Genomic DNA, 21,552 nt, shown 5'->3' on the forward strand with positions numbered 1-21,552 from the left:
ATAACCAAAGAGCTCTGCTGTATATTTCAAATCTATAATAGAGTGTTGCGCGGTGAACGTTTTTTTTCCTAACAATCACCACAAATAATCGCTTTATCACCGCTCGCATTACAAATCGTCTTGAGGATTATTACTAAGGAGGTAGCCAACACCATGAACAGTAATGATCATTTGTGGACAGTGTGGGTCTTCACTTAATTTACGACGAATTCGGCCTATTAAAACATCAATCGTGCGATCTGTAGCGTTCCATGTACGATTTTTGATTCGGTCCATAAGTTGATCACGCGTCAAAGCAACCCCCTCATTTGCCTTAAGCGCTAACAAAAGCTGAAATTCACCTTCAGTTAATTGGCTCACACTGCGGTCAGACTTAAGCAAAACACGGCGCGACGTATCTAATTGCCATGTTCCAATCGTACGAAATACGGGTTCTTCTATTGGTTTTTTAGCAAGCTCTCTCTGATTCCTAACGCGGCGAATAAGGTTCTTCCCACGAGCTAATACTTCTCGCGCATTGAAAGGTTTGCAAACGTATTCATCCGCTCCACACTCTAGCCCTATGATGCGGTCGATATCGTCCTGTTTACCTGTTACTAAAATAATTCCGACTTCTGAACGGCTCCGTAATTCACGGGTCAAAGTCAATCCATCTTTACCAGGTAAACGAATGTCTAGAAGAATAAGATCGAATTCTTGCTCACTCAATAACTGTTCAGCGGCTTCTGCAGTATCAGCCCCTGAGACCGTATAGCCTTCTTCTGCAAAGTAGCTTTCGAGTGTTTCTCTGATGACGCTAGAATCGTCAACCACGAGAATTTTAATGTCTGACATTAACATAGCTAAGTACTACAAAAGGTAAAAGTTAAATCAGGTGTTTCATGATCATTTTATTATCGTTATTTTTAGTGCTAAACAAGCCATCTCATGGCTGTTCAACGAACTATAACAATTAAGATAAGAAAAGATAAGAGCATAATATTTCCAAAAAATATCAACTAAATGTAAATGAATCCACAACATGTAAACAGCTGTTAATATTCATTTCAATCCTATCATTAAATAAAACTATTTCGTAACGAAAGCTATCACAGAGCAAATAAATGCTGACATTCACTTTTTCTCAGAAGTAGTAACAAAGCCACAAAACACAGCATTCTTTCTGCTCAGCTCAATCTTGGTGCAATTTCACTTATCCCTTGATCAGCACGTCATCATTGATGATTCTTTCTAGCTTATTTAGGATTAACTAACCGCTTCATCATGCACAGTAATAGAGCAAGCAATATGAGCCCCCTATTTGATATAGTTTTTAAATAAGGTGTCTCATCATATTTTTTGTCATCAACTCATAAAAAAAATACTCGTGATATTTAATGTTTCCCAATCAAATAGCGGATTAACAAGGCATTTTTTGCTATTTCTATTTCACATTTTTCATACAAAGTATTACGACTTGTTTGTGAATTAATTATCCCTTCCTGCTACAACATTAATTAAGAAAAATGGAATATGACATTTCGTCATGTCTATTTCCTTTATCCGAACCCAATAAAAAAGAACAAAGGAACGACATATGGCTATCAACACAAAACAATCAGAGACACAGAAGCCAAGCCTTGCGCTTGCCCTTGTCCCTGTCATACTCACTCTTGCGTTACTCGGCGTGCAAATCTTCTATTTTGGTGATTTCACACCGCATATACCTCTTGCTATTGGCTTAGCCATTACAGCGTTAGTTGGTATTAAACAGGGCTTAAAGTGGAAGCAAATTGAAGAAGGAATTTTTCATGTAATCCACGTATCTATGCCTTCTGTATCCGTATTGATTTTAGTTGGCATGCTGGTCGGGGTTTGGATTGCCAGCGGTACCGTCCCTACTTTGATTTATTACGGACTAACATTACTATCACCACAAATCTTCTTAGCCGCGGCAATGATTCTTTGTTCCGTTGTATCGCTATCTTTGGGTACATCTTGGGGCACAGTCGGCACAGTCGGCCTAGCCCTAATGGGGATTGGTGCAGGTTTTGAAATTCCAATGTACTGGACTGCCGGCGCAGTTGTATCTGGTGCTTTCTTCGGTGATAAGGTTTCACCTCTTTCCGATACCACTAACTTAGCACCAGCAGTGACAGGCACGGATGTGTTTTCCCACATCAAAAATATGATGCCAACTACTATCCCAGCGATGCTAATCGCTTTGGTTATTTATCTAATCGCAGGCTTTACTTTAATCGACAACGACAATGGTTCTTTTGAACGCATCACTGCCATCACATCGTCTCTACAAAGAAATTTCGAAATTTCTGCTTGGTTACTGGCTCCGGCCTTAGTCGTTATTGTACTTGCCGTTAGACGCATGCCGCCAATTCCTTCTTTATTCGCGGGGGTAATTGCAGGCGCAATTGTTGCAGCATTTACTCAAGGTGCCGGCATCCACGACATCCTAACCTATGCCAACAGCGGTTATTCCATCACAACAAGCTCTGATGCCATTAACAGCCTACTTAATCGTGGTGGCATCCAATCTATGATGTGGACTATCTCGTTGATTTTGATTGCACTAGGTTTTGGTGGTGCACTTGAGAGAACAGGTTGTTTAGAAGCCATCATCAGTGCCATTATGACCAAAGTAAAAACCTTCAAGGGGGTTCAGACATCTGCCACACTAACATCGGTTGCAACCAACCTTGTCGCTGGCGACCCGTACTTATCAATAGCACTACCAGGTCGTATGTATGCGCCAGTCTATCGCGGAATGAAGTATTCAACACTTAACCTTTCCCGTGCAATCGAAGAAGGCGGCACCTTGGTTTCTCCTCTTGTGCCTTGGAATGCTGGTGGTGCTTTCGTTATCGGCGCATTGGGGTTGAGCATTGGCGATGGCAATTTCGAGAATCTACTTTATATCCCACTAGCCTTCGCATGTTGGATTTCTCCCGTTCTAGGCCTCATCTATGCTCAGCTAGGATTTTTCTCTCCAAAAGCAACGGAAGAAGAACAAGCAAGATGGAAGAAAAACAACGAGCTGGTTATGGATTACAGTACCGCTAAATAATCGCCAGATATTCAAAATCAACAAAAAAGCAGAGAACTCATAAGGCTCTGCTTTTTTGTCTTCTAAAAACAATAACCTTCTAAAATCAAATCAAAAAACAACTCTGAAATGCCAGCAAAGTGCTACACTAGCGCCCTCAATTTGCACCTTAAAAATAAGCGAGACATCCATGAGCTTTGCGTCTTTAGGACTTCATCAAGACATTATTCAGCAAGTAACAGAGCTGGGGTATACAACACCAACTCCCATTCAACTTGCCGCTATTCCAGCCGTCTTGGCGAAAAAAGATCTTATGGCCGGAGCGCAAACTGGTACAGGGAAAACCGCCGCTTTTGCTTTACCTCTGTTACACCAAATTCTACAAGCTAAAGACTCAAATACTACTAAAGGCATTCAAGTGCTAGTACTCACACCTACTCGCGAATTGGCGCAACAAGTTCATGCTAGCTTCCTTAAATACAGCACAAAACTACCGATCCAGTCGGTTGTCGCTTATGGTGGCGCAAGTATAAATATGCAACTCGATGCATTGAGACAAGGCTGTGATGTGTTGGTTGCAACCCCAGGTCGCTTACTTGAACTCATCATGAAAAACCTGATTGATTTAAGTAAGTTACAAACCCTAGTATTAGATGAAGCAGACCGCATGTTAGACATGGGGTTTATCATTGATATTCAAAGAATATTGAAAAAACTACCTGAATCTCGACAAACTTTATTTTTCTCCGCCACCTTCAATGACGAAATTTTCGCCCTAAGCAAAACCCTATTAAAAGACCCACAATTAATCGAAGTGAACAGTCGAAATACCACGGCAACTCAGGTCGAGCAAACGATTTACGCGGTAGATCAAGATCGAAAAAGTGCCCTACTGTCGTTCCTCATAGGATCTAAAAACTGGCAACAAGTACTTATTTTTACTCGCACCAAACAAGGCGCTGACGAGCTAGCCAAAGAAATGGAAAAAGATGGTATTGCCACTCAATCCATCCATGGAGACAAATCCCAAGGCGCTCGTGATCGCGTATTGGCAGACTTTAAAGCTGGAAAAGTACGTGCACTTGTAGCAACAGATGTTGCTGCTAGAGGTATAGACATAGAGCAATTACAATATGTCGTGAATCACGAATTGCCTTACAACGCAGAAGACTATATTCACCGCATCGGCCGAACTGGTCGTGCTGGCTCAACAGGCCTCGCCATCTCCTTAGTTTCCGAAAAAGAGCGCTATCTACTAACAGACATTGAAAAACTAGTTGGTGAGCAATTTGTTCCTCAGTGGCTACCAGGTTTTGAACCAGACCTAAACAAAGTAAACAACGCCCAGAAAAAGCGCGAGCCATCTAAAAAACAATTAAGAGCAAAAGCGCTAGGCATACACCCTTCAAAAGACAAAAAACCAAATAAAAGACGCCGTTCAAAATAAAGTAATTCGTTGTTATTATTCCGATAATTATTAGGTAAAAGATCAGCTGTCAGCTTCGTATTCGATAGGGAAATCACATGTTTACAACAATTAAGTCTCGCCTGTTAATAACAGTTCTTCTGCTCAATGCTTTAGCCAGTATCTGTTATACAGCTTACCTTTACGATGTCCGCAAAACGGACTTATATGATCAGGTCGATCGTAATCTCATGTTTGCCGCAAATACCGCGGCAGAACTAGCGGATGCTGATATTTACGACCAAATTGCTCGTGGTAGTTTCACTGTAGCTCAATCAGACCTTCTGCAACTAAAAGCCTACAATGTTCTAAAATCCTCAGATGTGGAATACATCTACACCATGGTTAAAACGTCTGACGATATTGTATTTGTATTAGACACACCCGATCCAGAAGAAGTCAAAAGCAATAAACTACCAGCACCTTTGCCATCCTATGAAGATCCAAGTGACAAGCTACTAAAGGCATTCTCTCAAAATGGAACACAGCCAATATTCGACGAATATACAGATGAATGGGGAACATTCAGATCTATATTTATTCCTTATACAACAAAGAGCGGTCAAAAATTTGTAGCTGGCGCAGATATACTGCTATCAAGGATACAAACGGAATTACAAAAAACCTTAATAATATCTAGCATAATCGGCTTTATAATATTCATTATCTCCTCGACCATTATTTATTGGCTTGTTTCTCATATCTTGAAGCCTCTCGCCGAAGCTCAAGTACTAATGCGCACTATTGCGACAACACGTAATCTTACCTTACGCTCCAAAACCAGTTCAGATGAAATTGGACTATTACTAGAAGACTTTAACCATTTAATTTCAGAGCTTCAATCAACGCTATCAGCATCAACTAATTCGGCCATTGAAAACTCCACAGTATCTTCCCAACTTCAAGGTAGCAGTAAAGAAATCCGTTCGGCCGCACAAAAAATTGCATCAGCGGTCGATGAAGCACGTCAGCATGCAGTATCGACTAGTCAGTTATTAGAAGTATCAGACTCTGATTTAACAACGGCAGTAAAAGACACTCAGACTGCAACTACTTCCTTAGAAAGAGGGCAGTATGCTTTCGGTAAAGTAACCGAAATCATCAATGAAACAGCATTGTCTCAGTCACAACTTTCTGACGAATTAAACTTACTTTCGCATAAAGCAGAAGAAGTTAATAAAATCCTCTCATCTATCAGTGGCATAGCAGACCAAACCAACCTATTAGCGCTAAATGCCGCAATTGAGGCAGCGCGTGCAGGAGAGGAAGGAAGAGGGTTTGCAGTTGTTGCTGACGAAGTTCGCCAACTTGCTATCCGCACTCAAAGCAGTTTGAATGATACTGGTATCGCAATTGGCAGCATCATCTCGGCGATAAGCAAAGTTGCTGACAAAATAAAAGACAGCGAAAATCAGTTTAATCAGCTACTAGAGGAATCTTCCCTCGCTCTGAGCAGCATTACAGAGAGCTCAACAACCATGTCTGACACTCGTCAAAAAATGCAATTCACCTCTGGTAATGTGACAAATGTTTTACGAGATATTCACCAAATGTTATCACTAATGTCTAACGTAGAAAGCCAAGCTATCTTTAACAGGAACAGCACAGAGGAAATTGCCGAAGCCGCAGATCGTCTCCAGACATCAAGTTTGTCATTAAAAAATGAATTAAATAAATTTGTTGTTTAATATAGACGGCGCTAACAAGAAAAAGAGCTATCACATACTTGTTAGCGCGAAGTTTTTAATATGAAATATAAGGCCTATATATGCAGTGGTTACTTGCTTAATGAAAAACCAAAGCACGCCGAATAGGCAACTTAACACTTCATCAATGTCTTCAACATTGTTTAGAAGAATGCTTGTTGTTGCTATTCTAGGCTTTAGTGCAATATGGACGATTGATGCTTTAAGCGGAATTATTGTGCCCTTCGATGCCGCAGCTTACCCTATTTGCATCGGTGCTTTTAGCCTTGTTTTTATCCTTAGTATCACCACTAAAATCAATCATCAAAGCCTACATTTTTTTGTCTACTTTATTGTGGCTGGCTATCTAATTAGCTCAAGTATTTGGCATCACATGGCTGCTAATGGCTTGTTTTCAAACGCAGCACAATGGTTGGGATTAAATTACGTTATTGCTTATCTCTTTCTCGAAGTAAAAAAAGCCGCCCCCACAACTATCATTGTTTTTGTTGTCACTATCATTGGCCATTTCATAGCGATTATCCAATATCACACAATGGCAGACACAATGGGGGTGGTCTTAAATATTGCTATTGCACACCTTATTTACATTTTCTTGCTATGGACAGTGATTAAACTCAGAGTCAAAACCGACCAAGTCATAGAACGAGCAGATACACTCGAAAACTATGCTTATGTTGATCTACTCACTCGAGTACTAAATCGGCGAGGAATTGAAAAAGTTTTTAACGAGCTTAATCTAGATTCAACAGAGCAAAAGAAGAATTACGCAATCCTAATAATTGACATTGATCATTTTAAACAGGTCAATGATATACATGGTCATCTAACCGGAGATAAAGTACTTAGTAGTATAGCGGGTAAGCTCAGCCGAACTGTTCATCCTAATGATGTCCTGGGGCGCTGGGGCGGCGAAGAATTTATTGTCCTTACTTTGAATAGAACACCAAAACAAGTAATGGCTCTAGCTGAAAATTTAAGAACAGCAGTCAGCAACCTTATCATCGACAACATATCTAACATTACGGTAAGCATTGGCATTGGATACTCATATGAAGCTTCTTCAAAAGAGGCTGTGTTCAAAATTGCAGATAGTCACCTTTATATAGCTAAACAATCTGGGCGCAATACCATTCGCACAAGCAACACTTAACTCCTACTTAGCTCCTATTTTTCTCGCTAAACATCCTCCATCAAGTAAACAGCATTATCTTTCTAACAAGCTTAGAAATCTCTCTACGCTCAAAAAGATATTGATATATAAAACTATTATTCCATTTTCAATTCAGCTCACTTTTAATTTTGCCCTCCTTTCCTAATAACGCTATTCAGCCAACTAAAAGATATCCATTCAATATTAGTCATCAAAAACACAGTTAAAACCTCAAGTCTCCTATCCATTTACTCAAACATACTTCCTATGGAGAACAGCTCTTATTTTGGGAAAAACTACTGAATTTAAACATCAAAAAAACGTCAAGAGACCATCATAATATCAATAAATACACTGTAGATTTATTGTAAGGTCACACAAATACACGTAAGATTTACGAAACATCTACACAGTAATAAATAGCATTTTTAGAATAAGAAAAAATCAAAGGATAATAAAAAGCTATGATTAGAGATAATATTGATTTTCTTGATGCGTCATCTGAAAGAGAGTGCACGTTTTATAATGATTATTTACTCAAAAATATTCGAAGCGCATCTCTGAGAAATTTACGCGGTGATTCCCTAGCTGAGCGTATAAAAAAACTGAATGAAGAATTAGAAAATCTAATCAACAAGAAAAGAGCGCCGCAAAACTTTGCAACTCAAATGCGCATGGCGTTTAAAGCAAACCAACTCTCTTCTAATTATTTTCGCTGGATAGATAAAAAAAATGAAAGATTATGCAATTGGGCATGGTGTTACTTAAAAAGCATCACCAAAAACTCAGGAATAGAACCAGAGCAAAACCCAATAAAAGAAAACCCATTCCTATTGCTTTCAGGAAAAGCATTCAATACCGAAAGGAGCAATGCTGCTGATAGGCATATAGATATTTTAGATGCTTTTTATAATGGCGAAGCAGATACGCAACAACAGCAAGACCTACTCGAAAAACTGAAAGCGAAATGGCAGGAAATACGTTTAAACGAAATTATCGTCAATTGGCTTGAAGTAAATAATCCCTCACAATGGGCTTGGGCTTGGTCATATTTGCAAAATATTACTCAAAGACCTCTAAAACAGGCTTGGATACCCACAACAGAAGCAGAAAAAAAAGCTGCGGTTATTGCTACTATCGATTTATCTGATAACGTAGACCGCAAAGCATTAATCATTGATAAAATGAAAAAGGCTTGGAGTCAGAAAAAATTTCGTGAGAAATCAAGTGGTAAAAAGCCCTACAGCATCAGCATGACGCTCAACACCAAGCAAAAACTAAATGCGTTGGCTGAAGAAAAAAACATGAAAATCAACGAGATGGTTGAGTATTTAGTCAGGAATGAATATAAAAAGCGAGATTCCAACGAGTAGCCTTGTTAATTGCAAGGTAGAAATGATTCCGCTATACCGGCGATAAAGTCTATTTTATATTTCTGGTAGTTTCATTTGTCACCTAATCACTGTATAACGAGCCGCATGAAAATCCCTAAAAGAATACAACCACTCATCGAAGATGGCTTAGTAGACGAAGTACTTCGACAATTAATGAGCGGAAAAGAAGCGACTGTCTACGTAGTGCGCTGTGGATCAGAGATCCGTTGCGCAAAAGTATATAAAGAAGCCGGTAAACGCAGCTTCAAACAGGCTGTGCAATATCGCGAAGGAAGAAAAGTTCGCAATAGCCGTCGTTCTAGAGCTATGGAAAAAGGCTCTAAATTTGGCCGAGATGAGCAAGAGAATCTTTGGCAAAACGCTGAAGTCGATGCCTTATATCGATTAGCAGCTGCTGGGGTTCGCGCTCCAACTCCTTACGGCTGCTTTGATGGCGTTTTGTTAATGGAGCTCGTTACCGATGATAGCGGTGAGGTCGCACCACGCCTCAATGATGTAGTACTGACAGAAGAACAAGCCAAACGCGATCACGATACCATCATCAAAGATATTGTCCGCATGTTGTGTGCAGGTTTGATTCACGGTGATTTATCAGAATTTAACGTATTGGTTGATTCTCACGGCCCTGTGATTATAGATTTGCCTCAGGCTGTTGATGCCGCTGCAAACAATAATGCCGAATGGATGCTAGAGCGTGATGTAAATAATATGCGCAACTATTACGGCATGTTCGCACCAGAACTTCTTGAGACCAAATACGCCAAAGAAATCTGGGCACTATTTGAGGCAGGTAAATTAACACCACATACCGAATTGACGGGTCTATTCGAAGAACCAACAGAAGAAGCTGATGTCGATTCCGTATTACAAGAAATCAAAGAAGCCTACGAAGAAGAACAAGACCGTTTAGCTCGTATTAACAGTTCAGACGACAACGATTAATTAGCAATATAGGTACAGATATAACAGATTAACCTAAGAGAGTAACAGCCATTGCTTTTGCTCTCTTAGCCGCATCTAGGTCACCCACTAAATATGCTTGGGCAATCGCCCCTTCTTTCAACACACTAATACTTTGTGCTAAATCTGCAGCTACCAATTCAGACGAACTACCAACAAGATTCGCTTGAATGAAAGTCGTGATATTTTGTTTATGGCGTTGGCATAAATCATTTACAACATGATCCGAAAACTCTCCATTGGCTTTCACAAAAAAACAGCCTTTAAATGGCGATAACACCTCAACCCTGTCATGAAACCAATCATCAAGTGCATCAAACAGAGCTAAAACAGCGGCTTTACCTTTCCCTGCAGCCATCATTTTTGATGTTAGCCAATCCATAAAGATCTGATCTCGGTAAATCAGCACAGCCTCAACCAAAGCATCTTTACTACTAAAATGATGATAAAGCGTTTTTTTTGCCACACCGGTTTCAGACAAAATCAGATTAATTCCCACGGCATGAATGCCATGTTGGTAAAAAAGTTTAAACGCCGTATGAATTAATAAATCAGGTTTAGTCACTTATCTTCTCCCTCATCGAAAAAGAATATTGACACGAGTGAACAGATTTGTCTACCATCAAAGAGACAGATCGGTCTACCTTTGTTTACCGACAATAATCAGCACTCAAGAGGAATCCATTCATGCTATCAAACTTTTTCACTTCAATTTATCAATCAAAATTGTCTACTATTTGCTTAGCAGGAATTGGAGCAACACTTTGTATATTTATGATTGCCCAAGGTGCTAAATTTGCACCAGAGTATCTTGGCATTATGGCGCCTTTTGGCGCTACTATGGTTATTCTGTTCGCCCTACCTAAAAGTCCTTTAGCCCAGCCAAAAAACATCCTAGGCGGGCATTTATTAACAACAGCAATAGGATTAATTACATTACATTTCTGGGATGTAACCCCATTAGCCATGGCAATAAGTGTTGGGCTTGGCGTTTCCTTAATGATGTTAACCAATACGCTTCATCCTCCTGCAGGAGCGAATCCTCTTTTAGTTCTATCACTGAAAGTCTCATGGGGATTTTTACTTTCACCGGTTCTATCTGGATGCTTACTTATTATTCTATTCGGCTGGTGCTATCACAACTGGATATCTCGTATTGGCTATCCACTAACTCGAAAGGATTAAAGCACCAAGAAAGAACAGCATAAAAAGTGCCTTATTTCTTTTTAAACACGTTTTATACCTCTCTTATTCAATATTTTTTGTCTGGCGCTTTTTTAACCAGATGATTCATGTATAATTCCGCTCCGCATTTGACCTTATGGTCAAATGCGTAAGCAAAACCTAATGAAAACAACTGGTAGTTCGTTTCTTTAAAACGGACTTAAAAATTTGGGTTCCCTCACCCCAATCAAACGAAAAAGGTCACAATATGAGTACATTTACATCTGAGCAAAAAGGCAAGGCACTGTGTTACCTTGCGATATTCCACCTACTAATCATTGCTTCAAGCAATTATCTAGTACAGATTCCCTTCACTGTATTAGGGTTTCACACCACTTGGGGTGCGTTCACTTTCCCTTTTATCTTTTTAGCAACAGACCTCACAGTAAGAATCTTCGGCGCGACTTTAGCTCGAAAAATCATCTTCTTAGTCATGATTCCATCGCTAATCGTTTCTTACGTATTGTCTGTTATATTTGCTCAAGGCGAATTTCAAGGCTTCGGGGCATTGTCATCACTAAATACATTTGTTGGGCGCATCGCGATTGCTAGCTTAATGGCTTATCTACTTGGTCAAGTACTTGATATTCAAGTATTTAATCGCTTACGCCAACTTAAGCAGTGGTGGATTGCACCTGCGGCATCGACTTTATTTGGTAATGGCTTGGACACATTGGCGTTCTTCGGTATCGCCTTTTACCAAAGCCCAGATCCATTTATGGCGCAACATTGGCAAGCAATTGCACTAGCGGATTTTGGCTTTAAACTCATCATCAGTCTTGGGTTGTTTATTCCCCTATATGGCGTGCTATTAAACTATCTAACCAAGAAAATAACAGAGGTAAAACCCGACTTTAGAATGCCAAATGCGCAAGAACATGGTGCCCAATAAAAACTCGATATTTTTATGATGAGCGATGGAGCCTCTGATCTAATCGGAAGCCCCATCGTTTTGCATGCATCAAGACTTTCCTTACTCTTCCTAGTTTTCATCGCTCCTTATAAGACAGAAATAAACATTTCATATAAACAAACCATTCTAATTAGTTACAAAGATAAACAATTAAATTCATCAACTATCCTATATGGGATATGAATTAATACTCAACTCTAGGCATGCTTCTCCACTACAACTAATAAAAATAAAAGAGGAATGTATGAATAGATTTAAATTAAACTCAATCGTCGGTATCAGTGCAGGCCTTATCATATCTGGTTCAGTACTCGCCACTGAAAATGGCGCACCAAGTACAGCTCCAGGCATTTATGGTTTTAGCGCTGGTCATATGCCTCCAGTAACAGATATCGGTGCTTTCTCTATAAGAGGATCGATTTACAAAGCAAATAAAAATTTAAATGGTAAGGGCGACGAAAATCTAAGTGACTTTTCACAAACAGTGAAGGCGCTATCTCTCACTTACATAAAGATGACAGATACCCAGTTTCAAGGTGCCAATTATGGATACGGTATCGTTATCCCGTTTCTGGATTTAGATATTGACGGCAAAGTGCCTAATTCAAATATTTCGGTAGTCGGATCAGATTCTAGTATCGCTGATATTCAAATTGTGCCTTACATTTTGCAGTGGCATCCATCAGAAAATTTAGCAACCAATACACAATTGCAAATACAAATTCCAACGGGTCATTACAGCAAAGACGATACCATCACAACAGGCCTAAATCACTGGACCTTTTCTCCTGCATTTAACTTCACTTACATGACAGACAGTGAAATTGAAATTTCCTCTAGCTTCCAGTTAGACATCAATACTGAAAACAAAGATACCAACTACACAAGCGGGATTGAATACCGGCATGAGTTTGCTATTGGTCAGCATTTAACTGATTGGACAGTTGGGCTAGGTGGTTTTTACTACAAACAACTAACCGATGACAAAGCACCAGCAAGCAGCAATATTGTGAATGGCAACAAAGGGGAAGTGGTAGCAATAGGACCAGAGCTTAGTTTCTTCCGACCAGGCCTGCCTTTTGTCTCGTTCCATGCTTACAAAGAGTTCAAAGCAAAAAACCGTACACAAGGCTATACAGCAGCATTATTAGTTTCCCAAAGCTTTTAATACTCTCGCTAAATATTGAACCATAACACGGTGGCAGTTATCCCCTTTCTGTTTCCGTCGTTATGCGTTCAATACATACAATGATACTAGCAAATAAAGGCCTATCTAAAAGGGAAGAAAAATAGGCCTTTACAGTGCTTGAATTAAAGGCTAGTTCGCTTAGTAACTGTATTTAGCGCCAATTTTATACACAGGGCGCCAGCTATCATTAGATTTAACCTGCGCGCCTTTATAACTGTAGGTATCACCAGATTTATAGGGTTTCATACCAACTTCTGCAAATGGGCTCCAACCACTTTTAAAGCCTTTGTATTCGCCGGTGAAGTTAACTTCAGAAAAGCCTGACTTGTCACCTTTCCATCTTGGGCCTGAGCTTTCTTGGTTGAAAGTGTAATCAACTGATGCTCCAAATCCCCAATCTTCAATACCTTTGTAACCAGTAGAGAAAGTCCAGCGGTTATAATGAGAGTTTTGTTTCGCCTTATCAGCTAACTTATCGTAATGATAGCGATGTCGGAAACCAACAGACCAATCATCATTTACTTTATAACCAAGGCTTAAATTAAACTGATGACCTACTTTGTCAGAGCCTGATTCCCACTTGTACTGCGGAGTTAAAGTAAGCGTGTCAGAGATTTTATAGCGATAGCTGATATTCGTTTGCTGACCATTGCCGCTTAGTTCATCAAAAGGACCTGCTCCTTTAGCGCTGCCCCACTTTGCTTCTACGCCAAAACCGATGCCATTGGCAAATCGATGACTGACTTCAATACGATCTTTATTTTCTTGATCCTGTCCATCGTATTCAGGAACGTACTCATGACGAATATTAATCGTTGTTGCATGAGCTGCAACGCTAGTTAGCCCAATCAGGACTGCTGCAGATACAATTTTAATTTTCATATCAAAACACCGTTTTATTTTTATAGGGTTGGAGTTTTAATTTAAACCCTTCTTTAATTTTTTGAAAGTATTTTTGCTATGAAAATTTTAAAATAATAAAACATCGTTTTAAAAATAAAGGAGTTTCAATCTAGAAGCTAGATATGTAGAGGTTTACAAAGAAAGTGCAAAAAATAAGAAAATCAAACAATCGAGAACTATTCTCTCTTATGAGAACGCTTCTTCAGGGAAGGATCTATTCGAAATTGAAGATATAGTTACAGCAAGGCCATCAAGACCAAAGATCACCGAAGCGGTCTCTATGACTGAGATATAGACGTAAATCAAACTCTAATTGGTGATAATCTGGCTCCATATAACAACAAAGCTTATAAAAGGCTTTGTTGTGATCCTTTTCTTTGAGATGAGCGAGTTCATGCACCAAAATCATCTTTAATAAAGGTTCAGGAATACGTCGAAACAAAGACGATATACGAATTTCATTTTTCGCCTTTAACTTGTTGCCCTGCATTCTAGACACAAAAGTATGCAACCCAAGGGCATTATTGATGATGTGTATCTTATCGTCATAAATGACTTTACTGATTGGCGGGGAGCTGCGCATAAACTCATTCTTGAGATCCATTGCGTATTCATACAGAGCACGAGTTCCATTAAGTCCATGAACGTCAGGGTATTTTTTTAGCAACCATTCACCTGATTTTTCCGCCTCCAACAAACTTTGCGCCTGCTGTTGAACTTGAGGGCTATAGGCTCCAAGGTAGTTTTTCATGTCATTAACCTGACTATTTTGACTCATATATTCTGTCGCTAAACGGTTCAAAAGGACGGAGATTTTGGCAGAGTTAGAGCTAAAAAACCATTAATGAAGAGCATCGATAACGCTATAGGAAAGAGAAAAACCAGTTAAAACAAAGTATTACTTTAAGGCACCGCCAAGAACACACAATTTCTTCCAGCCGCTTTGGCTTGATACAAGGCCTTATCTGCTTTATTCAATATATCATCTACCGTACAGTCGCCATCCTGTCGACAAGCTACACCTAATGATACCGTAAAGACTACTTCCTGATGATCAAGGCTCAATACCATACTTGATTCTATTGACTCTCTTAACTGCTCAGCGATTCGTAAAGCCTCGTCCTTTTCAGTGAACGGCAGTAAAATAGCAAACTCTTCACCACCGATTCGAGCAATAAGATCGTCTCGCCTGAGAATAGACAAACTCATTTGTGCAAGCATTTGTAGCACTAAATCCCCTGTCTTATGGCCGAACTCATCATTTACTTTTTTAAAATGATCCACATCCATCATTAAAATAGCGAGCGGAAAATTCTTCTCTCTCGACTGATTAAGAAGCGTTTCACATTGCTGAAAAAAGTAGCCCCTATTTGCCAATTCAGTTAAATGGTCAAAATACGCTCTTTTTTGAAGTGCCTCTTGTGCCCGAAAACTTTCGATCGCAATACTCGCCAAATTACTGGCAAAATTAATCAATTCAAAATCTTTTTCAGAAGGTGTTGAAGGAAAACGTTTATAGATAGCAAAAGTACCTAATAACTCCCCTTTTGACGACATGATAGGATCAGACCAGCAAGCTGCGACTTCGGCTTGACGGGCGAGCTGAACATAATCCGCCCAATAGGGATGATCATAAATATCCTCGACAATGACGCGTTGCCCTAAATACGCGGCGGTACCACAAGATCCAACATTTAAGCCTATTTTCACACCATCGATAGCTTGATTATAAAAATCAGGAAAACTAGGAGCTGCACCCAACCTTAAACATTGCTCGTCTTTATCAAACAACAACACACTGCATAACGAAAGCGGGCTTTCTTGTTGAATCTGCTTAACAATCACATTAAGAATGTCTTTTAGTGCAGAACTTTTAGCCACCATTTCCAACATGTCACTGCGGGCACGTAATCGCTCTTCAGCCACCCAATGATCTGTGATGTCATTAAAATACCAAAGTTGTTTATCCCCAATCGTGGAAAAACACATACTGATATGCCTAACAGAGTTATCTTTGCAAAACAGTGTAGCGCTTAAGTCATGCGCAGATGCATTATCACGGTATTCATGAATCCAAGGTGCAATGACGTTTTGGTAATATTCAGGTTGAGGAGAAACACGTAAGAACCAGCTTTCGGTATCTAGAATATCACCCAAAACAAAACCAAAAAGCTCACTAAATGCTTTATTGATATATTCAATATGACCAGAAGACAAACTTGACCAACTAACAGCAATTGGCGTGGTATTTAGAATATCCTCTAACCGAACCTCATTGTTCTGGCTGTCTTTCATACAATATCCGTGGAATAGCGTGCTTAATGCAGAAGTTACTGCCTACCACATAGTAATACGGAACAACTTAACGAATAACAAGCTTGTAAAAAAGCTTTTTTGTGTGCTTTTTGTACGAAAAGAACCAGCCCTTGCCTGCTCTAGATTTTTATACCAAAAATAGAAGCTTGTTCAAATTCTCCCATAACTGCGGACTCGCAGCCCAAACAGGATTACCACTTAGCAGCCCATCATTATTAAGAAAATCTGTTACCTGCCCGCCTGATTCTTTGATTAACAACAGTCCCGCCAAAGCATCCCAACTATTAAGATGAGATTCGAAATAGCCATGAACAAGCCCAGATGACACATGCGCCAGCATAAGAGCACCAGCGCCAAAACGTCGATATTCAACATTCTGTGTATCTAACATCAAGATAAGATCGCAATATTCTTGTACGGGTCGACGATTAGAACGACCCAAACCAATAATAGCCTGACCTTTTTCAGGATCATCAATAGCTAACCGAGCACCATTTAAATACGCCCCTTGGCCTTTTTTTGCCATGAAAAATTCATCACGATCAGGCGCATAAACAAAGCCCACCTGGATCTCGTTATTTTTTACATAAGCGACCGAAACACACCAATAATCCATACCTTGAACATAATTTGTGGTGCCATCAATCGGGTCGATTACCCATACACCGCTGGTGTTTGTATCTACACCTTGAATCAAGCCACTCTCTTCGCCTAAAAAACCATCTTCCGGAAACAAGGAGCGAATCACTTGTTTTAACTCGTCTTCAACGGCTATATCTGCTTGTGAAACAAAATCTTGCCGACCTTTCGTAGTTACTGACAGCCCCGACTGACGAATGGTTTGAGCACGTTGTCCGGCTTGTTTGATCGCGGATTCTAAAACCTGATATTCATCTTGCATGTTATTTTGCCCTTATCATGGTCGACTCAAAGTTTGGCGACGTATTTCTAATCACCAACTTGACCGGAATTTCTTCGATACACTGATCTATATGCGAATCTTGTCCTCTGGCTTCTAAGCAAGATAAAACACGCTTCGCGGTTTCTGTGACATCTTGATGAATCGTCGTAAGACGGTAACTGTATTGCGCGGTTTGCGGCGTATTATCAAAGCCAATAATGTGAAAATCAGCCGGTGCATCAAAGCCATTTTCGCGCATACCATCTAAAAAACCGCAGGCCAGTTGAGCATTAGCACAAAAAATACCATCGACTCTTTTGCCTTGCTCACAAAACCGATGAGCCGCTTGCCTTCCACCTTCGTAACCATCCATCTCGGCTGTAATCTGAAGTAAATCACTCTCATCGCAAACGCCTTTTTCAGTCATTACCTGGTAAAACATCTCACCACGATTGATACCAGACCAAGTAGATTCCTTATAATTCAACCAACCAATAGACTTACAGCCGCAACGAGTGAACTGCTCGGCAACAAGCGAAGCCGCCATTTTATTGTCGGAACAAACGAAGTCCACATCAGGAATGTCCATGTGACGATTAATGCCAACCACAGGGATATTGTGCTGCACGCATTCTTTAACCAAATCAGCAGGAGGCTGGCCGGACGTGACGACCACGCCCGAGACTCGAAACTGTGTAAAGCGTCGGATGGTCATTTCCAGCTCATTGGCATCACGAACTTCCGTCACCAACGCCTGATAGCCCTTTCTTTGGATTTCACTCAACAACCCTTCTAGCAAACTGCTACGAAAAGGATCGCTCAAACGCGCTACAACCACGCCAATTAACTGACTGCGTTTGCGATTTAAGCCTTGAGCTAAAAAATTGACTTGGTAACCAAGCTCATTTGCCGCTTGTAATATTTTTTCACGGGTTTCTCGCGCGACATTGCCTTGATCACTAAACACCCGAGACACCGACGCACGCGACACACCCGCAAGCTTCGCAACATCCTCGGCTGACGCAGAACGACCACGTCTAGAATTTGTCACAACTTGTCTCCTTGCCCTATGGAAAGCAAATTGAAGCACTTCTCGCTAAGATCGAGATCATTTAAATCCAGCTGCAAACCATCTCGGCTCAAAAACATATCAGGAATATCAACCAGCGCATTAAGCAAGCTCGGTATCGCTTCATCAAAACAATGATAAATACCTAACGCTTTGACTTCTGTCTCGACCAGCAATCGCTCGCAATCAGGTAAATCCCCATGAGATGAGTCATCTGGCAAAGCGTTAAAAGACGCACATTCCTGAAAAGCAATATCAGCCCCCTGCATCAACGCTTGGCTAGCTAAAGTAGGACGTCCGTCACCACTGTAAAACAGCGTTTTTCCATCAACAGTGATACGAATCGCTTTGTTCGACATTTCGTGTTGGGTATTCGCGGTACGAATTTGCCAATGCTTCCATTCAAATCCGTTAGTAATATCCTGCCAATGAATATCGAAACACACATGAGTTTCAGGCCACACAGCCAAATCCACCAGCGCCTGCAGCGGTTGTTGCTGTTCCGCTTGGCAAAAAATGGTCAAAGGTTCAGTACGTTTAAAACTTTTCCATTGATTAATCAACGCAGCTAGCCCGGAACTGTGGTCAGGATGAATGTGAGTAAAATAAATTACCTGTATATCATTCACATCGATATTGCGTTGCCAAATGGCTCGTGGAACCGTCGGCCCACAATCGATAAGCCATTGGTTTTTTTGACAATCTATAATTCTAATCGAGGAAGTATTATTGCGTTTTGAAAACGCACTGCCACTGCCAATCACGTCAATTTTCATACTGTCTCACCAAGATGTCTTTTTAGCTTAATTAAATTGTCATAAAGATCCGACAAAGTAGGCCACCATAATGTCGGTTAGAGATTGCATTTTTTTTACAAAACACTGAACACGTGTTCATTTTTGAAAAAACTTAAAAAAACCTACCGGCGCTCATTTTATCGACCTTTTATCGGTTTGGAGTAAAGAGAAGGAATGGCGCACTTACACATAAAAAACTTACAGGCAGGCTACGGTAAAAAATTGATATTAGACAACATCAATTTAACCGTTGAGCAAGGAGAGATGATTGCATTACTTGGACCATCCGGTTGTGGAAAAACTACACTCCTCAATGCCCTATGCGGTTTTGTTCCTGTTAGCCATGGCGAAATTTTTGCGGGTAATCGTGCTGTTTCTCAGTTGCCTGCCGAAAAACGCAATATCACTATGGTCTTTCAAAGCTACGCCCTGTGGCCTCATATGACAGTCGCGCAAAATATTGGCTACGGATTAAAAGTTCAAAAAGCCAAGCGAGCAGATATCGATGCTCGAGTCGCCGAGCTATTACGCATCGTAAAGCTGGATGGCTTAGACCATGAGAAAGTCACCGCCTTGTCAGGAGGACAGCGTCAACGAGTGGCATTGGCTCGCGCTTTAGCGATCCGGCCCGATGTCTTGGTATTAGATGAACCTCTATCCAATCTTGATGCAAAGGTCCGATTAAGCGTCCGTCACGAAATCAAGGCGCTACAAAAGCAACTTGGCTTTACCTCGCTCATTGTTACCCATGATCAAGAAGAAGCCTTGGTCATGGCAGATCGAATTGCCGTATTAAACCAAGGCAAAATAGAACAAATCGGTACCCCAGAAGAAATTTACCACCACCCAAGCACGCCGTTTGTTGCTGACTTTATGGGCGCTGAAAATCATATCGAGTGGCCAACTCATGATGATGCTTTCTGCCTAAACCTCAGTAACCATGCTGATCAACTAGACATTTATTTTCGTAGCGAAAGCGCTGTTTTATCAGCACACCCAACCTCCGAAAACGCAGATTTTAATGCAGGTTTAACTATCAGCGGCCAGGTCGAACAAAGTGTTTTCTTTGGCAATAACTACCAAATTAGTGTGCGCTGCGGGAAGCACACCATTCAGGTTGATCACGATCAGAATCTGCCTGAGCACACTCCCGCCACCTTGCGTATTCCCATCGATGCTCTGCATGTTTTCGCTAAAAAAGAGAAACATTCTGACCATCAAAAAACCAATATCGTTTCTGCCAAATCAATGAGGATGAATCATGTTTGCTAAAACTCACATCGCCGTACTTGCCGCTATCGGCCTCACTCAATTTTCCAGTTTTGCACATGCAGAAACCACGCTCAATGTGGCCTCTGCTGGTAGTCAAAACATGGTGGATTACGTGAAAACTTACCTTGCGCCAAAATTTGAGGCCACTCATCCAGGCGTTAAGGTAAACGTTGTTGGTACAGGTCCTGGTGATGCAGGTTCCCATAAAATCATGGAAAAGCTATCAGCTCAAAATGATAGTGGCCTTGATAAATGGGATATTGATGTTGCCGTAGTGCATCAACAAATTGGCGGTGAGCTCGTCAAAAATGGCCTGCTTTCAAAATATCGCAGCGATATCAATACAGGCAAAATGGTTTCCCGTGATAGCGCGACAAACGCTCTAGGTATCGATGTCGACGGTTACGTTATGCCTATGTTCCATAGCCAAACCGCCATCGCTTACAACAGCGACTTTATTACAACACCACCTAAGTCATACGATGAATTAGTGAAGTGGACACAGCAACACCCTAAATCTTTTGGTTACAACGGCATAAAAAACGGCATGTCTGGGGTGAGCTTTGTAACCGGTTGGATTTACGCTTATGGCACAGATGCTGATAAATTATCTTCCATGCCATACGACAAAAGCATTGAGTCTTCTTGGGACAAAGCATTTGCCGAGCTTAAAGAATTCAACAAAAACATCACCTTCACACCTGGCAACGCTGGCACATTAGATATGCTAAACCGTGGAGAAATCTTCATGGGACCTGTATGGGTAGACATGTTCTACAGCTGGAAAGAACAAGGCAAGATTCCACCATCATTAAAACTCTCCCTGATAGCTCCGGGTATGCCTGGGCAACCAATGTACTACGTAACACCAACCAAAGCCGAACACCCACAACTGGCACGAGAATTCATTGAATTAGCGACTAGCCCAGAAGTTCAAGCCGACGGTATTGTGAAACAATTTAACTGGTATCCAGGAATCGACGCTAACTATGTAAAAGCCAAGCTTGATAACGCGACATGGGAAAAGTTGTTCGCGGAAATCACACCGAGCGATTTATCAAAATATGGTAAGAGCTTCCCGATTGGGCCGTACTTTGATGACATCAAAGAAGGTTACGAGCGTAACGTTTCTAACTAGGTAGTGAACTAGATCAATGAGCGAAGAACCCGCTCAACATAAGCCCTGAGCGCTGATGCTCTAAATTAAGCTGCTCGGGGCCATTTTATCTCGTGTTGGTTATTGGAAATAA

At 40.7% G+C, this 21,552-nt stretch carries 19 protein-coding genes; 11 read left to right on the forward strand and 8 right to left on the reverse strand.

The window, feature by feature from the left end; all coding sequences use genetic code 11:
• Positions 1-108: 108 nt before the first annotated feature.
• The gene (locus B6N13_RS05845; protein WP_157035917.1) at positions 109-834 is read right to left on the reverse strand and encodes a response regulator; all 726 of its coding nucleotides are present in this window, start codon (positions 832-834) and stop codon (positions 109-111) included.
• A gap of 742 nt (positions 835-1,576) precedes the next feature.
• On the opposite strand from B6N13_RS05845, the gene nhaC reads away from it, so the two are divergent.
• The 6 genes from nhaC (at position 1,577) to B6N13_RS05875 (ending at position 9,700) form a co-directional block, all read left to right on the forward strand.
• A complete protein-coding gene (gene nhaC / locus B6N13_RS05850; protein WP_011978036.1) occupies positions 1,577-3,061 on the forward strand; it encodes a Na+/H+ antiporter NhaC in 1,485 nt (494 codons plus the stop codon).
• 169 nt (positions 3,062-3,230) lie between these two features.
• A complete protein-coding gene (locus B6N13_RS05855; RefSeq protein ID WP_169458806.1) occupies positions 3,231-4,487 on the forward strand; it encodes a DEAD/DEAH box helicase in 1,257 nt (418 codons plus the stop codon).
• Positions 4,488-4,564: 77 nt separating this feature from the next.
• On the forward strand, positions 4,565-6,193 hold the full coding sequence (locus tag B6N13_RS05860) for a methyl-accepting chemotaxis protein (protein ID WP_169458807.1): 1,629 nt from the start codon (positions 4,565-4,567) through the stop codon (positions 6,191-6,193).
• A 100-nt stretch (positions 6,194-6,293) separates the two neighbouring features.
• Positions 6,294-7,364 carry a GGDEF domain-containing protein gene (locus tag B6N13_RS05865; RefSeq protein WP_169458808.1) on the forward strand — a complete coding sequence of 357 codons (1,071 nt, stop codon included), beginning with the start codon at positions 6,294-6,296 and terminating at the stop codon, positions 7,362-7,364.
• Positions 7,365-7,828: 464 nt separating this feature from the next.
• Positions 7,829-8,737 carry a hypothetical protein gene (locus B6N13_RS05870; protein WP_169458809.1) on the forward strand — a complete coding sequence of 303 codons (909 nt, stop codon included), beginning with the start codon at positions 7,829-7,831 and terminating at the stop codon, positions 8,735-8,737.
• Between the two features lie 105 nt (positions 8,738-8,842).
• Positions 8,843-9,700, forward strand: coding sequence for a PA4780 family RIO1-like protein kinase (locus B6N13_RS05875; RefSeq protein WP_011978031.1), 858 nt, complete (start codon positions 8,843-8,845; stop codon positions 9,698-9,700).
• A gap of 28 nt (positions 9,701-9,728) precedes the next feature.
• Here the strand turns inward: B6N13_RS05875 and B6N13_RS05880 are convergent, their stop codons facing one another.
• A complete protein-coding gene (locus tag B6N13_RS05880; RefSeq protein WP_011978030.1) occupies positions 9,729-10,283 on the reverse strand; it encodes a TetR/AcrR family transcriptional regulator in 555 nt (184 codons plus the stop codon).
• Between the two features lie 122 nt (positions 10,284-10,405).
• Here B6N13_RS05880 and B6N13_RS05885 point away from each other — a divergent pair, with 122 nt between their 5' ends.
• The 3 genes from B6N13_RS05885 to B6N13_RS05895 all read left to right on the forward strand — a co-directional run bounded on the left by B6N13_RS05885 (position 10,406) and on the right by B6N13_RS05895 (position 13,023).
• Complete coding sequence (locus B6N13_RS05885; RefSeq protein WP_169458810.1) at positions 10,406-10,903, forward strand: HPP family protein; 498 nt, start codon at positions 10,406-10,408, stop codon at positions 10,901-10,903.
• A 247-nt stretch (positions 10,904-11,150) separates the two neighbouring features.
• Positions 11,151-11,834, forward strand: coding sequence for a 7-cyano-7-deazaguanine/7-aminomethyl-7-deazaguanine transporter (locus B6N13_RS05890; protein ID WP_011978028.1), 684 nt, complete (start codon positions 11,151-11,153; stop codon positions 11,832-11,834).
• A 265-nt stretch (positions 11,835-12,099) separates the two neighbouring features.
• Positions 12,100-13,023, forward strand: coding sequence for a transporter (locus B6N13_RS05895; RefSeq protein ID WP_169458811.1), 924 nt, complete (start codon positions 12,100-12,102; stop codon positions 13,021-13,023).
• A 159-nt stretch (positions 13,024-13,182) separates the two neighbouring features.
• Here the strand turns inward: B6N13_RS05895 and B6N13_RS05900 are convergent, their stop codons facing one another.
• The 6 genes from B6N13_RS05900 to B6N13_RS05925 form a co-directional block, all read right to left on the reverse strand.
• Complete coding sequence (locus tag B6N13_RS05900; protein ID WP_011978026.1) at positions 13,183-13,926, reverse strand: oligogalacturonate-specific porin KdgM family protein; 744 nt, start codon at positions 13,924-13,926, stop codon at positions 13,183-13,185.
• A gap of 271 nt (positions 13,927-14,197) precedes the next feature.
• Positions 14,198-14,698 carry a YgjP-like metallopeptidase domain-containing protein gene (locus B6N13_RS05905; RefSeq protein ID WP_011978025.1) on the reverse strand — a complete coding sequence of 167 codons (501 nt, stop codon included), beginning with the start codon at positions 14,696-14,698 and terminating at the stop codon, positions 14,198-14,200.
• A gap of 152 nt (positions 14,699-14,850) precedes the next feature.
• Positions 14,851-16,242 (reverse strand): diguanylate cyclase, encoded by a 1,392-nt coding sequence (locus tag B6N13_RS05910; protein WP_169458812.1) that lies wholly within the window; start codon positions 16,240-16,242, stop codon positions 14,851-14,853.
• Positions 16,243-16,390: 148 nt separating this feature from the next.
• The gene (locus tag B6N13_RS05915) at positions 16,391-17,164 is read right to left on the reverse strand and encodes an inositol monophosphatase (protein ID WP_011978023.1); all 774 of its coding nucleotides are present in this window, start codon (positions 17,162-17,164) and stop codon (positions 16,391-16,393) included.
• A gap of 1 nt (position 17,165) precedes the next feature.
• Positions 17,166-18,215, reverse strand: a complete 1,050-nt coding sequence (locus B6N13_RS05920; RefSeq protein WP_169458813.1) for a LacI family DNA-binding transcriptional regulator — start codon at positions 18,213-18,215, stop codon at positions 17,166-17,168.
• Positions 18,212-19,009 (reverse strand): ribonuclease Z, encoded by a 798-nt coding sequence (locus B6N13_RS05925; protein ID WP_169458814.1) that lies wholly within the window; start codon positions 19,007-19,009, stop codon positions 18,212-18,214. Before B6N13_RS05925 ends, B6N13_RS05920 begins: the two co-directional genes overlap by 4 nt.
• A 195-nt stretch (positions 19,010-19,204) precedes the next feature.
• Between B6N13_RS05925 and B6N13_RS05930 the strand changes: the two genes are divergently transcribed.
• Together B6N13_RS05930 and B6N13_RS05935 are read left to right on the forward strand one after the other, a co-directional pair.
• A complete protein-coding gene (locus tag B6N13_RS05930; RefSeq protein WP_169458815.1) occupies positions 19,205-20,302 on the forward strand; it encodes an ABC transporter ATP-binding protein in 1,098 nt (365 codons plus the stop codon).
• Positions 20,292-21,440: an extracellular solute-binding protein gene (locus B6N13_RS05935; protein ID WP_169458816.1), complete on the forward strand. Its 1,149-nt coding sequence runs from the start codon at positions 20,292-20,294 to the stop codon at positions 21,438-21,440. The genes B6N13_RS05930 and B6N13_RS05935 overlap by 11 nt, the downstream gene beginning before the upstream one ends.
• Positions 21,441-21,552: the final 112 nt, after the last annotated feature.

It is taken from the genome of Marinomonas sp. UCMA 3892, assembly GCF_012726345.1.
In the GTDB taxonomy this organism is placed as follows: Bacteria; Pseudomonadota; Gammaproteobacteria; order Pseudomonadales; family Marinomonadaceae; genus Marinomonas.

Coding starts and splice junctions, on each gene's coding strand:
- B6N13_RS05865 (WP_169458808.1), top strand. CDS start 6,294: ATGAAAAACCAAAGCACGCCGAATAGGCAACTTAACACTTCATCAATG.
- B6N13_RS05890 (WP_011978028.1), top strand. CDS start 11,151: ATGAGTACATTTACATCTGAGCAAAAAGGCAAGGCACTGTGTTACCTT.
- B6N13_RS05875 (WP_011978031.1), top strand. CDS start 8,843: ATGAAAATCCCTAAAAGAATACAACCACTCATCGAAGATGGCTTAGTA.
- B6N13_RS05905 (WP_011978025.1), bottom strand. CDS start 14,698: ATGAAAAACTACCTTGGAGCCTATAGCCCTCAAGTTCAACAGCAGGCG.
- B6N13_RS05885 (WP_169458810.1), top strand. CDS start 10,406: ATGCTATCAAACTTTTTCACTTCAATTTATCAATCAAAATTGTCTACT.
- B6N13_RS05935 (WP_169458816.1), top strand. CDS start 20,292: ATGTTTGCTAAAACTCACATCGCCGTACTTGCCGCTATCGGCCTCACT.
- B6N13_RS05930 (WP_169458815.1), top strand. CDS start 19,205: ATGGCGCACTTACACATAAAAAACTTACAGGCAGGCTACGGTAAAAAA.
- B6N13_RS05855 (WP_169458806.1), top strand. CDS start 3,231: ATGAGCTTTGCGTCTTTAGGACTTCATCAAGACATTATTCAGCAAGTA.
- B6N13_RS05925 (WP_169458814.1), bottom strand. CDS start 19,009: ATGAAAATTGACGTGATTGGCAGTGGCAGTGCGTTTTCAAAACGCAAT.
- B6N13_RS05870 (WP_169458809.1), top strand. CDS start 7,829: ATGATTAGAGATAATATTGATTTTCTTGATGCGTCATCTGAAAGAGAG.
- B6N13_RS05845 (WP_157035917.1), bottom strand. CDS start 834: ATGTCAGACATTAAAATTCTCGTGGTTGACGATTCTAGCGTCATCAGA.
- B6N13_RS05910 (WP_169458812.1), bottom strand. CDS start 16,242: ATGAAAGACAGCCAGAACAATGAGGTTCGGTTAGAGGATATTCTAAAT.
- nhaC (WP_011978036.1), top strand. CDS start 1,577: ATGGCTATCAACACAAAACAATCAGAGACACAGAAGCCAAGCCTTGCG.
- B6N13_RS05900 (WP_011978026.1), bottom strand. CDS start 13,926: ATGAAAATTAAAATTGTATCTGCAGCAGTCCTGATTGGGCTAACTAGC.
- B6N13_RS05915 (WP_011978023.1), bottom strand. CDS start 17,164: ATGCAAGATGAATATCAGGTTTTAGAATCCGCGATCAAACAAGCCGGA.
- B6N13_RS05895 (WP_169458811.1), top strand. CDS start 12,100: ATGAATAGATTTAAATTAAACTCAATCGTCGGTATCAGTGCAGGCCTT.
- B6N13_RS05860 (WP_169458807.1), top strand. CDS start 4,565: ATGTTTACAACAATTAAGTCTCGCCTGTTAATAACAGTTCTTCTGCTC.